10 protein-coding genes and 2 pseudogenes are annotated in these 12,747 nt (G+C 65.7%); 1 reads left to right on the forward strand and 11 read right to left on the reverse strand.

The genetic code is table 11. The annotated features are described in order from the left end of the window. Positions 1-7: 7 nt before the first annotated feature. The 10 genes and pseudogenes from glgA to AC1RMG_RS04675 all read right to left on the reverse strand — a co-directional run. Positions 8-1,576 carry a glycogen synthase GlgA gene (gene glgA, locus AC1RMG_RS04630; RefSeq protein ID WP_011061176.1) on the reverse strand — a complete coding sequence of 523 codons (1,569 nt, stop codon included), beginning with the start codon at positions 1,574-1,576 and terminating at the stop codon, positions 8-10. Positions 1,577-2,126: 550 nt separating this feature from the next. Next, positions 2,127-3,080 carry a D-2-hydroxyacid dehydrogenase family protein gene (locus tag AC1RMG_RS04635; RefSeq protein ID WP_053151526.1) on the reverse strand — a complete coding sequence of 318 codons (954 nt, stop codon included), beginning with the start codon at positions 3,078-3,080 and terminating at the stop codon, positions 2,127-2,129. Between the two features lie 15 nt (positions 3,081-3,095). After that, entirely contained in the window at positions 3,096-4,106 is a 1,011-nt protein-coding gene (locus AC1RMG_RS04640; RefSeq protein ID WP_493168515.1) for an alpha/beta fold hydrolase, read from the reverse strand. A 168-nt stretch (positions 4,107-4,274) separates the two neighbouring features. Beyond that, the gene (locus AC1RMG_RS04645; protein ID WP_493168517.1) at positions 4,275-4,712 is read right to left on the reverse strand and encodes a YqaA family protein; all 438 of its coding nucleotides are present in this window, start codon (positions 4,710-4,712) and stop codon (positions 4,275-4,277) included. Continuing rightward, positions 4,709-5,158: a DUF411 domain-containing protein gene (locus tag AC1RMG_RS04650; RefSeq protein ID WP_047286401.1), complete on the reverse strand. Its 450-nt coding sequence runs from the start codon at positions 5,156-5,158 to the stop codon at positions 4,709-4,711. Before AC1RMG_RS04650 ends, AC1RMG_RS04645 begins: the two co-directional genes overlap by 4 nt. A 154-nt stretch (positions 5,159-5,312) precedes the next feature. Further along, the gene (locus tag AC1RMG_RS04655; protein WP_019095245.1) at positions 5,313-6,311 is read right to left on the reverse strand and encodes a copper resistance protein B; all 999 of its coding nucleotides are present in this window, start codon (positions 6,309-6,311) and stop codon (positions 5,313-5,315) included. Then, positions 6,301-8,049, reverse strand: coding sequence for a copper resistance system multicopper oxidase (locus AC1RMG_RS04660; RefSeq protein ID WP_493168519.1), 1,749 nt, complete (start codon positions 8,047-8,049; stop codon positions 6,301-6,303). The genes AC1RMG_RS04655 and AC1RMG_RS04660 overlap by 11 nt, the downstream gene beginning before the upstream one ends. A gap of 85 nt (positions 8,050-8,134) precedes the next feature. Next, complete coding sequence (locus AC1RMG_RS04665) at positions 8,135-8,590, reverse strand: SRPBCC family protein (protein ID WP_011061183.1); 456 nt, start codon at positions 8,588-8,590, stop codon at positions 8,135-8,137. 79 nt (positions 8,591-8,669) lie between these two features. Then, positions 8,670-9,200: pseudogene (locus tag AC1RMG_RS04670) on the reverse strand (methyl-accepting chemotaxis protein); the annotation flags it as partial. Between the two features lie 327 nt (positions 9,201-9,527). Beyond that, positions 9,528-10,664, reverse strand: a pseudogene (locus AC1RMG_RS04675) (cache domain-containing protein); the annotation flags it as partial. Positions 10,665-11,105: 441 nt separating this feature from the next. On the opposite strand from AC1RMG_RS04675, the gene AC1RMG_RS04680 reads away from it, so the two are divergent. Then, entirely contained in the window at positions 11,106-11,639 is a 534-nt protein-coding gene (locus AC1RMG_RS04680) for a hypothetical protein (RefSeq protein WP_015635535.1), read from the forward strand. A gap of 45 nt (positions 11,640-11,684) precedes the next feature. On the opposite strand, the gene AC1RMG_RS04685 is transcribed toward AC1RMG_RS04680, so the two are convergent. Beyond that, complete coding sequence (locus AC1RMG_RS04685; protein WP_493168521.1) at positions 11,685-12,680, reverse strand: aldo/keto reductase; 996 nt, start codon at positions 12,678-12,680, stop codon at positions 11,685-11,687. Positions 12,681-12,747: the final 67 nt, after the last annotated feature.

Raw genomic sequence — 12,747 nt, forward strand, 5'->3', positions numbered from 1 at the left:
TTGCCTCTTACTGTCGGGCGGCCTGTCCCAGGGCCTTGGCCACCAGTTGCTCGTAGAGTTCGGCGTAGGGTTCCACCGCCTTGCACCAGTTGAAGGGCGCGGCCATGGCCCGGCAGCGCATGGCATTGAGCAGCGCCGGGTAGGCGAACACCTTGAAGGCCCGGGTCAGGGCTTCCTGGTAGCTGGCCACGGTGGATTCGTCGAAGAGGAAACCGGTGACGCCATTCTCGATGGTGTCTGCCAGGCCGCCGGTGTTGCGCGCCACCGGCAGCGAGCCGAAGCGCTGGGCATACATCTGGCTCAGACCGCAGGGCTCGTAGCGCGAGGGCATGAGCAGGAAATCGCTGCCGGCGAACATGCGCCGGGCGTCGGTCTCGTTGAAGCCGATGTGCACCCCGATGCGGCCGGGGAAGCGCCGGGCCAGGGCGCGCATGGACTGTTCTTCCTCCGGCTCGCCGCGGCCGATGATGGCGATCTGGCCGCCGGACTGCACGATGAACTCGGCCACCGCTTCGGTCAGGTCCAGGCCTTTCTGGTAGACCAGCCGCGAGACCACGGCAAACAGCGGGCCGCTGGAGGCGTCGAGGCCGAACATCTGCCGCACATGGGCGGCGTTGGCTGCCTTGCCGTCCCAGTCGCCGATGCTGAAAGGCGTGAGCAGGTGGGCGTCGGTGGCGGCGTCCCAGCTTTCATCGATGCCGTTGGGGATGCCGCTGAGCAGGCCCTGCTGGGTCTTGCTGGCGAGGAAGCCGTCGAGCCCGCAACCGAAGGCCGGGGTGGTGATTTCCTGGGCATAGGTGGCGCTCACCGTGGTGATGTGGCTGGCGTAGGCCATGCCGGCCTTGAGGAACGACAGCTTGCCGTAGAACTCCATGCCTTCCTGTTGCAGGGCATGCTCGGGGATGCCCAGTTCCGGGCACGAGGCCAGGCTGACCACGCCCTGATAGGCCAGGTTATGAATGGTGAACAGGGTCGGCGTGCGTTGCCCGCGCCAGTGCATGTAGGCCGGCGCCAGCCCGGCGGGCCAGTCATGGGCGTGCACCAGGTCGGGGCACCAGTGGATCTGCGCCAGGTTGGCCGCGATGTCGGCGGCGGCCAGCCCCAGGCGGGCGAAGCGGATATGGTTGTCCGGCCAGTCGCGGCCGTTGTTGGCGCCGTAGGGCGTGCCTTCGCGCTCGTAGAGTTCCGGGCAGATCAGCACGTAGATCACCAGGCCGTCGGGCATGTCCATGCGCCCGATCTTGCAGGCCGGCAGTGCCGCGTGGCCACCCAGCTCCCCGATGATGTGGATCGGGTTTTCGCTATGCAGCACCTGGGGGTAGCCGGGGATCAGTACCCGCACATCGTGCAGGTGGGCCATGGCCCTGGGCAGGGCGGCAGAGACGTCGCCCAGGCCGCCGGTCTTCACCAGGTCGGCGATTTCCGAAGTGACGAACAGCACTCGCTTGCGGTTGGGATTGGGCCGCGCCAGCGGCAGCACCGTCTTGTTCCCAGGGACCGGAACCGAGGGGGCGGCGCGGTCGCCGGCCTGCTGTTGAGGGTGATCTCCCTGAGTGTCCAATACGGCGCTGATCATGTGTCTCTCCCGTTTTATTGATCTGTTCTGGTGTCTCGAGCGCCGCGCGTGGCCAATTCCTGTGGCCGGGCGCAAACGCGCCACACGTCGATCAGCCTGCGCTGCTCGAGCGTGGAAGCAGAAAGGGTGGAGGAGCCGTTGCAAGGAATGCACCAGTGGCAGCGACCCTACCTTTAACCTGACCTTGGGCCGAAGCGAAAAGTTTCGACTTTTTCTCGGTGAATGTGACTGCCCGGTCACAGTGCGAAATTCAGTCTAGGACAGAACCTAGAGCGGTGCCGGGGGAGGTGGGTGTTTCCCGGGGTTGGCAGGGCGGGCGGCGAACGCGTCCCGACGAAAGGTCGGCCATGCACTGCCCGGGAGCGGGGCCGTTGCGGCCCGGGGGCGAAAATGGGGAGGGGCTGCCAGCGGCCGGTGCCGTTGTGGTGCGGCGCCGCCCAAAGAACGGGCACAGGCGGGCTCCTGCGCCCAGCGTCCCTGCGAGCCTGGTCGCCGCCGAGCCTGCGAAAAGCTGCGCAGGACCTTGCCTGGCGATCGCCACGGGAGGCTTTCAGTTGAGCAGGCGGATCGGCTGGCCGGCGTGCCAGGCTTGCAGGTCTTCGATCATCTGGCCGAAGAACTGCTGGTAGTTCTGCCGGCTGACATAGCCGACATGGGGCGTGGCCAGAACATTGGGCAAGCGCCGCAAGGGGTGGTCGGCAGGCAAGGGTTCCTGCTCGAATACATCCAGTGCGGCCCCCGCCAGCCGGCCCTGTTCCAGGGCGGCAATCAGCGCGGCTTCATCGACAATCGGCCCGCGGGCGGTATTGACCAGCAGCGCCCCGGGCTTCATCCACGCCAGGGCCTGGGCGTCCACCAGGCCACGGCTGCGCTCGCTGAGCACCAGGTGCACCGAGAGCACATCGGCCTGTTCGAACAGTTGCTGCTTGTCGACATGGGTCACGCCGGCGGCGGTCGCGCGTTCAGCGGTGAGGTTCTCGCTCCAGGCAATCACCCGCATGCCGAACACCAGGCCGAATTGCGCCACCCGTTGGCCGATGCTGCCCAGGCCGAGAATGCCCAGGGTCTTGCCGTGCAGATCGCCCCCCAGGCCCTGTTGCCAACCGCCTGCGCGCAGGGCGCAGGCTTCGCTCAGCAGGTTGCGGCTCAGGGCCATGAGCAGGGCCCAGGTCAGCTCCGGCGCGGCGTGCTTGTAGCTGTCGGTGCCGCACACCTGGATCCCCAGGGCGCTGGCCGCCTTGAGGTCGATGGCGGCGTTGCGCATGCCGCCGGTGAGCAGCAGCTTGAGCTGCGGCAGGCTGCGTAGCAGGGTTTCATCGAACCGGGTGCGCTCGCGCATCACGCAGATCACCTGGAACGGTTGCAGGCGCCGGGCCAGGGTGGCGGGGTCTGCCGGGTAGTCGTGAAGGAAGCTGACCCGGCCGATGCTATCGAGCACCGACCAGTCCACTACCTCGCGCGCTACGTCCTGCCAATCATCGATTACCGCAATCTCTAGTGCCATGTTCGGGCTCCTGGCTCAGGGTTGCTTCAACCAGCCCAGCAGGGCCTGGTGGAAAGGCTCGGGTTGTTCCATTTGCGGTGCGTGGCCCAGCCCCGGGAACTGCACCAGGGTCGAATGGGGGATGCGCTGCGCCACCTGCTTGCCCAGGTCCTGGTAGTGGCCGATGCGCGCCTTGACCTCGGGCGGCGCGATATCGCTGCCGATGGCGGTGGTGTCGGCGGTGCCGATCAGCAGCAGGGTCGGCATCTTCAGGTCCTGGAATTCGTAGTACACCGGCTGGCTGAAGATCATGTCGTAGATCAGCGCCGAGTTCCACGCCACCAGGCGCTTGCCGGGGCCCTGGTTGAGGCCGGCGAGCATGTCCACCCAGCGCTGGTACTCGGCCTTCCAGCGGCCGGCGTAATAGGTCTGCTGCTCGTAGCGGCGGATACCCTCGGCGGTCTGCTTCAGCTCGCGCTGGTACCACTGGTCGACGCTGCGCCAGGGCACGCCCAGGGCTTTCCAGTCTTCCAGGCCGATGGGGTTGACCAGGGCCAGTTGCCGTACCTGATCGGGGTATTGCAGGGCGTAGCGGGTGGCCAGCATGCCACCGGTGGAATGGCCCAGCAGGCTGGCCTGGCTGACGCCAAGTTTGGCCAGCAGTTGATGGGTGTTCTGCGCCAGTTGCTGGAAGCTGTACTGGTAGTGTTCGGGCTTGCTGGAGGTACAGAAGCCGATCTGGTCCGGGACTATCACCCGGTAGCCTGCGGCGCTCAGAGCCTTGATCGAGCCCTCCCAGGTGGCGCCGCAGAAGTTCTTGCCATGCATCAGTACCAGGCTGTGCCCGTTGGCCGGGCTCTGGGGCGGTACATCCATATAGCCCATCTGCAGTGCCTGGCCCTGGGACACAAAGCTGAAGTGCTGCAAGGGATAGGGGTAGTCGAAGCCCTGCAGTTCGGGACCGTAGACCGGCGCCTGGGCGGCGAGGGCAGGCAGGGCCAGGGGCAGCAGCAAGGCACTGAGCCAGCGAGGGGTAGCAAGGGGCATAAGGACACTCCGCAAGGTTGCGGGCGATGCTGTAGCCGCCGGATTAGGGCGACGTTAAGCCACAGGCAAACCCTGGGCACCGGCTTGCCGACAAGGAAGACGTGGTGCCGGGGCGGGCACTTTCGCTGGCAAGCCAGCTCCTGCGCGGTGATGGGGAGCTGCGGGCGCTCAGCCGATCCAGCCCAGGGTCAGCCACGCCAGCACGGCGTAGCGCGCGCCCTTGGCCAGGGTGACCAGCAGCAGGAAGCGCTTGAGGGGTTCGCCCATGACGCCGGCCACCAGGGTCAGCGGATCGCCGATCAGCGGCATCCAGCTCAGCAGGAGCGTCCAGTGGCCATAGCGTTGGTAAGGCCCCCGGGCCCGCTCCAGGTGACGCGGGCTGATCGGAAACCAGCGGCGCTCCTTGTAGTGTTCCAGGCGCTGGCCCAGCCACCAGTTGACCAGCGAGCCCAGGACATTGCCCAGGGTCGCCACCAGCCACAGCCCGAGCACTGCCAGTTGGCTGTTGTGCAGCAACCCCACCAGCAGCGCTTCCGATTGCAGGGGCAGCAGGGTGGCGGCGCCGAACGCCGCCAGGAACAGGCCGAAGTAGGCGCCGAAGATCAACGGGCCGGGTAGTCCGCGACGACCACGTCCTTGCCCTCGCGGGTCAGGCCGATGACCTGGAAGGCATCGGCGCCCATGCCGTCCATTTCCATCCCGGGGGAGCCCATGGGCATGCCCGGGGCGGCGATGCCCAGCAGGTCATCGCGCTTGCGCAGGGCCAGCACCTGTTCGGCCGGCACGTGGCCCTCGACGAACTTGCCGTCGATCACCGCGGTATGGCAGGAGCCCAGGCGCGGGGCGACGCCGAGCCGCTGCTTGACCGCGCTCATGTTGCTTTCCACGTGGTCGGTCACGGCAAAGCCGTTGTCCTGCAGGTGCTCGATCCACTTTTTGCAGCAGCCGCAGTTGGCGTCGCGGTGCACGTCGATGGGAATCAGTTCTCCAGCCTGGGCCAGGGAGCCGATCAGCAGGGCGGACAGGGCCGCCAGACGCAGTGAGGTGTTCATCGAAAGTCTCTTTGTCGCTGATCAATAAGGAAGGGTGGCATGGCCGGTCACCCGCGGTTGCACGCTCGGGGTGGTGCATTTTGCGGTTTTTTTCGCTGGCCGCCGCTGGCTTTTGTTTCAAGGTGATACCAAGGCCGGCCAGCGGTTGTGGCCTTCAGAACCACAGGCGCAGGCCCAGGACCAGGCGCGGGTCGTTGTCCAGCTCGGCCTCGTCCCGGGCGTAGTCGGCGCTGCGGCCGTAGCTGCGGTTCCAGGTCACCCCTATATAGGGAGCGAACTCGCGGCGGATCTCGTAGCGCAGGCGCAGGCCGATCTCGCTGTCCGCCAGGCCTGCGCCCAGGCCCCGTTGCCGGTCATTGCGGCTATAGAGGTTGACCTCGGCGGAGGGCTGGAGGATCAGGCGCTGGGTCAGCAGCAGGTCGTAGTCACCCTTGAGGCGCAAGGCAGCCTGGCCGTCCTCGCCGAGGTAGGCGGTGACCTGGCTTTCAAAGTTGTACAGGGCCATGCCTTGCAGCCCCAGGGCGGCCCAGGTCTGCGGCGTGCCGGGCTTGAAGTCCTGGCGCAGGCCGCCCACCAGGTCCCACCAGGGGCCAATGGCATGGCCCCACAGGGCTTGCAGCTCGGCGTGCTCGGTGACGCCCCGGGTGCGTTCGCCTTCACTGCGCAGCCAGAGCCGGTCGCGGTCGCCACCGACCCAGCCCTCGACCTCCCAGGCGACGCTGCCGCCCGGGTCGGCGTCCTGCCATTCCAACTGGTCCACCAGCAGGAAAGTGTTCAGCGACGGGCCGTGGATGTGGCCGCTGGGGCCCTGGTAGACCGCCGCCCGATCGGCATCGGTCAGCACCGGGATCGGTGTGCGGCTTCGTGTGGGGGCTGGCGCCTGCATGCCGGGCATCTGCGAGTGGTCCATGGCACCCATGGCGTGGCCGGGCATGGTGGAGGGGGCCACGCCGGGCGTCGATTGGCCCTGTGTCGGCGCCTGCATGCCGGGCATCTGCGAGTGGTCCATGGCGCCCATGGCGGTCCCGGGCACGCTGGAATGGTCCATGCCCGGCATCGATTCGCCCTGTGCCGGTGCCCAGGGCCAGGCCAGCAGGAGCAGGGCCAGGCCAACGCCGGGCTGCCGGGTGAAGCGGAGGTAATCAAGCTTCATGGTGGCGTTCCTCCTCGACCCGGACTTCGCGGAACATGCCGCTTTCCATGTGGTACAGCAGGTGGCAGTGATAGGCCCAGCGCCCCAGGGCATCGGCGGTGACCCGGTAGCTGCGGCGGGTGCCCGGGGGCATGTCGATGGTGTGCTTGCGCACCTGGAAGCGGCCGTGTTCGTCCTCCAGGTCGCTCCACAGCCCGTGCAGGTGGATGGGGTGGGCCATCATGCTGTCGTTCACCAGTTCGATGCGCAGCCGCTCGCCATACCGCAGGCGCAGGGGTTCGGCTTCGGCAAAGGGAATGCCGTCGAAGGACCAGGCAAACTTTTCCATGTGCCCGGTCAGGTGCAGGGTCAGGGTCCGGCTCGGTTCGCGACCGTCGGGGTCGGCGAAGGTGCTTTTCAGGTCGGCGTAGCGCAGCACCCGGCGGCCGTTGTCGCGCAGGCCGATGCCCGGATCGTCCAGGCGCGGCATGGGGTTCACCGCCTGCATGTCCACCAGGGGGTTGTTGGTTTCCGAGGTCGGGTGGCTGATCGTGGCGTTCATCGCGCCGTGATCCATGGCGGCCATGGCGCCATGGTCCATGCCCGGCATTGCCCCGTGATCCATGGCACCCATGGCCATGTCCGTCATGCCCAGCAGCGGTCGCGGGTCCATGGCCGGTGCCTCGGCCACTAGTCCGGGGGCGCTGGCCAGGGTGCCCAGGGCATAGCCGCTGCGGTCCATGGCCTGGGCGAACAAGGCGTGGGCTCCGGCACCGGGTTGCACCAGCACGTCGAAGGTTTCGGCCACGGCAATGCGCAGTTCATCCACGGTCACGGGCACCACGTGCTGGCCGTCGGCGGCGACCACGGTCATCTGCACCCCGGGAATGCGCAGGTCGAAATAGCTCATGGCCGAGGCATTGATCACTCGCAGGCGCAGGCGTTCGCCGGGGCGGAACAGCCCGCACCATGGCTGGCCCGGGGCCTGGCCGTTGAGCAGGAAGGTATAGGTGGCGCCGCTGACATCGGCGAGGTCGGTGGGGGTCATGTTCATCTGCGCCCACATGCTGCGTTCGGCCAGCGTGGCCGCCCAGCCGTCGCGGCCGACGTCCTCGATGAAGTCGCCCAGGGTGCGCTTGTGCTGGTTGTAGTAGTCGGACTGTTTCTTCAGGGTGTGCAGGATCTGCCCCGGCTCCTCGTCGCTCCAGTCCGAGAGCAGCACCACGTAGTCGCGTTCGTAGCTGAAGGGCTCCGGTTCCCGGGCGTCGATCACCAGCGGGCCATACACCCCCAGTTGCTCCTGCAGCCCGGAATGGCTGTGGTACCAGTAGGTGCCGTGCTGCTTGACCGGGAAGCTGTAGCGGTAGAGCCCGCCGGGCTCGATGCCCTCGAAGCTCAGGCCGGGCACGCCGTCCATGTCGGCCGGCAGGATGATCCCGTGCCAGTGGATGGAACTGGGCTGGTCCAGGCGGTTGCGCACCCGCACAGTCACCCGGTCGCCTTCGCGCCAGCGCAGCAGGGGCCCGGGCAGGCTGCCGTTGATGGCCATGGCCTTGCGTGGCCGGCCGCTGAAATTCACCGGCAACTGCTGGATGCACAGGTCGAAGTCGCTGCCGGCCAGGACCTCGGGCTGGCCCGGGCTGCTGACGGCCCAGACCGGGTTGCGCCACAGGCCGAAGCCGGCTAGCACACCACCGGCAGCCAGGGCCTTGACGAAGGTGCGGCGGGAGGGGCTGTGGAACGAGGAGGGGCGCGGCATCGGAGGCTTCCAGTCAGTCAGCGGATTGGAGCGGACTCTAATCGGCGCTGGCTGTCAGGAAACTGAGGTGGGCATTACAGATTTGTCAGTCGTCGGGCTGTTCCAGACGCTGCTTGAGGTTGCCCAGGGCCTGGCTCGAAAGCTGCTCCATGCGTGCTCGCAGGCCACTGAGCTGCAGGTCGGTGGCGTATTCCAGGGTGCGCCGGAACAGTGTGCCGTCGCCCTGCTTGCTCAACAGGTAGTGGATCGAACCGTCCAGCGCGGCGGAACTGAACAGGGTCTTGAACTCCTTGGGAAACACCGCCACCAGCACCCGGTAGCTGATGGGCAGCTGCACCCCCAGCAAGTCCATGGTTTCACTGAAGCGGTGGCCGGCGGGCAATGAACCGCACAGGCCGGTGTCGGCACGCAGGCTGGAAGGGTGCCACTCCGGCCAGCGGTCCGGCTGCGTCACGTAGTAGTAGACGGTGTCGATACTGGCCTGGATAAACAGTTCGTGGCTGATCTGTTCATGCAACAGATGTGTCTGGCGCTGTCCCATGAGGCACCTCACGTCCTTGTGACCGGAGCCTGAAATATAGCCCCGCCCCGGCGGGCTGCCAGGGGCGGGGGCAGACCGTTCAGCGGACTTTGAAGCGGCTCATCAGGTGGCTGACCTGGGCATTGGCCTGCAACAGGCTCTGGGTGTTGCTTTCCCCGGCCCGGGCGCTGTCCACCAGCTCCTCGACCATGTGTCGGATGCTCACCATGCTGCGGTTGATCTCCTCGGTCACAGCGCTCTGCTGTTCGGCGGCGGTGGCGATCTGGGTGCTCAGGCTGTTGATCTGGCTCACCGAGTCGGCCATTTCGTCGAGCCCGCTGTTGACCCGCGCTGTGGCATCCGCCGCTGACTGGCAACTGGCCTGGGTGTTTTCCATGGCGCTGACCGAGGAACTCACGCCCTGGGTCAGGCGCGCGAGCATTTCGTTGATCTGCGAGGTGCTGTCCTGGGTCCGCGCGGCCAGGGCCCGCACTTCATCGGCGACCACGGCGAAGCCGCGGCCCTGTTCTCCGGCCCGGGCGGCCTCGATCGCGGCGTTCAGGGCCAGCAGGTTGGTCTGCCCGGCGATGGCGCCGATCACCCCGAGGACCTCGGTGATGCGCTGGGCGTCGGCTTGCATGGCCTCGACCTTGTGGGTGGCATCGGCGACTTCGTCGATCAAGGCGATGACGCTGCCGGAAGCTTCGCCCACCACCACCCGGGAACGTTCTGCGTGTTCGTTGGCGCGGCGGGTGAAGTCTGCGGTCTGGGCGGCGTTGGCGGCAACGCTGTCGGCGGTGCTGCTCATTTCGGTAATGGCGGTCACCGTCTGATCGGTTTCCGAGGCATGGCGCAACAGGATCTGCTGGCTGTGGGCCGAGCTCTGCTGCAACTGCCCCAGGCTCCCGGCCATGGCCTCGGTGGCCTGGGTGACCTCGCCGATCATCTGCTGCAGGTACTGGATAAAGCGGTTCACCGAGTGGCCGATGGCCCCCAGTTCGTCCTCGGCGCGGATCACGATACGCCGGGTCAGGTCGGCGTCGCCGGTGGCCAGGGCGTCGATATTGCCCTTGAGGATCTTCATACGCTGCACCAGCTGGCGGATCGCATAGACCTGCAGCAACACCAGCAGGATCACCATGGGGATCTGCAACAGGCTCAGGGTACTCAGCACGTCGTCGCGCTGGGCGGTGATCAGCTGGGTCGGCAGGGCACTGGCGAGAAACCAGGGCGTGCCTTCGATGGCGCGCATGAAGAAGGTGCTGGGCACCCCGGCATTGTCGAACTCGACGCGCTGTGCCCCCTGGTCACGCTGCTGCAGGGCGGCCTGGACCTGGGCGGCGAAAGGGGAGCCGGGGCTCAGGTCGCGGATGTTCTTGAGCACGATCGGGCCGTTGATCCGCGAGCTGTTGCTGATGATCTTGCCGTCGGCTTCGACGATCAGCATCTCGGCCTTGAGTGCCTGTTCCTGGCGCGCCACCAGGTCGTTGAAGAAACCCAGGGTCACGTCGATGGTGGCCACGCCCCAGGGCTGGCCGTCGCGGCGGATGGCCATGGCGCAGTTGGTGCGCGGCTCGGCGCTGGCATCGTCCTTGTAGGCCGCAGCCCAGGCGCACTGGCCGGGGGCGGTCTGCATGCCGCCCAGGTACCAGGGCTGCTCGTAGTAGTTGGGCGCCGGGTCGCTGTTCCAGAAGGTGTTGACCACCAGTTTGCCGGAGGCGTCACGGTGCCAGAAGGTGCTGTGTTTGTTGCGCCCCGGGGTGCGCTGGCCGGGCAGGGGCCAGATGCCGCCGCCGAAGACTTTCTGTTCACCGTACTGGTCCACCAGGCCCGGCAGGACCTTGTCGATGCTGTCGCTGTCGAGCAGGGGAATGGTCTGGGTGATGCTGCGTTGCTGGGCCTGGACCTTGTTCAGTTCGCCCTGGATGCGCTGCGCCACTTCGGCGATGCGGTTGAGGGCTACCTGTTCTTCGGTATGACGCAGCTTGGGCGCTACCAGTTGGCTGATGCCCACTACCGTGAGTATCAGCATCAAGACAATGAACAGGACCAGAAACAGCGTGTAGCGGGCTTGAATCGTGCGCAAAGCGGGCATGGGACCTGTCCTTACCGAGCGATTTTTATTATTCGGGAATGCGATGCCTTGTCAGGGCATCCACAGGATGTCGGCGCGGTTTTTCCGCTCTTTAGTACGATCGTCCAAAAAAAGGCATGCCCTGGAAAAAAACTGTGCCCAGGGATGGTGGGGTAGGGCAAAGGCGCCCGGTCAAGGGCAAGGCCAGGCATGAAAAGATGACGCCTTGATGTGCGGGAAAACTTCCCGGGCCTTTTAAACAGGGCCTTTGCGGTAATTGTGTCGAGTTTGTACAAAAATTGTAAATTCAGGAAATAAAGCGTTGTTGGTGCTTGCCACGGCGTTGATACTTGCGCCCATTCAGATGTTTCAACACGGCTTACATCCTTGTTCAGGCACCTTGTCAGAAGTTTCATGGTGCTGAAAAAGGTGATTGGAAGGCCGGACTACAGGAGTTACAGCATGGCAATCGGATACGTCGGCGGATGGACCAGCAAGGCTGGGCTGCTGGTGCAGGAAAGCCCGGGCAGCTCGTCCAAACCGGTTTCCCAAAGCGCCAAGGTACGGCAGATGCTCAGCCTGGTAGGCCAGAACCCTACCGTGCTCGACATCCGCAAGATGGATCAGTTGAAGCTGCACAAGCAGATCAAGGGTTTCGATCCGACCAACGTCACCGCCAAGTCCCTGGGCGGCATGAGTACCTTTCTCAAGAACAATGGCCTGATTTCCGATGTCACGGCGCTGAACCTGATCAACGCGGGCGATCAGTTCGACCGTTTCGGGATTCCGAAGAACCCCGATCAGCCGTTCAATGCCCTCGAGTATTTCGCCATGAAGCTCGATGACATCCAGAACAACAACCTCAAGGGCAACAAGTACGCCAACTACCTGATCCCCGAGTACAAGAAAGCCATCTATGTACTTCAGGGTCTGCAGAACTATGGCAAGGGCAACGGCACCACGGTGACCGACAAGAACGTCTCCACCAAGGCCTGATTCCCATGGCGCGCACTGCCTGCCGGTGCGCGCACAGCTCTGCTTTCAACGCCCCAGCAAGCCCATTACCTCTTCGGCGTACCGGGTTCCGGCGGTGGTCTGCGGGCTGAAGATCTGCTCCAGTGACGCCAGTTCCTCGGCGCTCAGCCTCACCTCCAGCGCCGCCACGTTCTCCTCCAGATACCGTCGTTGCTTGGTTCCGGGAATCGGAATCAGGTAATCGCCCTGGGCCAGCACCCAGGCCAGGGCCAGTTGCCCGCTGCTCACCCCCTTGTCCGCCGCCAACTGCTGCACCTGTTGCACCAGGCGCAGGTTGTGCTGGAAGTTTTCGCCCTGGAAACGTGGGTTGAAACGCCGGTAGTCGTCGGCGGCGAAGTCTTCCGGGCTTTTCAGGGCCCCGGTGAGAAACCCCCGGCCCAGCGGGCTGTAGGGCACGAAGGCGATGCCCAGGCGCTGGCAGGCGGCGAGGCAGCCGTTGTCTTCCTGATCCCGGCTCCATAGCGAATATTCACTTTGCAGGGCGCTGATCGGATGCACCTTGTGCGCCCGCTCCAGGGTTGCCGCCGAGGCTTCGCTCAGGCCCAGGTAGCGCACCTTGCCGGCCTGGACCAGCTCGGCCATGGCGCCGACGGTTTCCTCGATGGCCACGTCCGGGTCGACCCGGTGCTGGTAGTACAGGTCCAGGGTGTCCACCCCCAGGCGCCGCAGGCTGCCGTCGATGGCGGCGCGGATGTATTCCGGCCGGCCGTCGACCCCGCGGGCCGCCGGGTTGGCCGGGTCGCGGACAATGCCGAACTTGCTGGCCAGGAACACCTGTTCGCGCTTGCCGCGAATGGCCCGGCCGATCAGCTCTTCGTTGCTGTGGGGGCCGTAGATGTCGGCGGTATCGAGCAGGTTGACGCCCAGTTCCAGGGCCCGATGCAAGGTGGCGACGGCTTCCTGGGGATCGTTGCCGGTGGTGTAGAAATCGCTCATGCCCATGCAGCCCAGGCCAATGGCGGAAACCTGCGGGCCGTCCTGGCCCAGTTGTCGAGTGCGCATCGATGAATGCTCCGGTAAGGGGAAAGAGCCTGCAGTGTGCTACTCGACAAAAAACCGATAAATAGGC

Source organism: Pseudomonas sp. GW822-FHT04H02 (assembly GCF_058800645.1).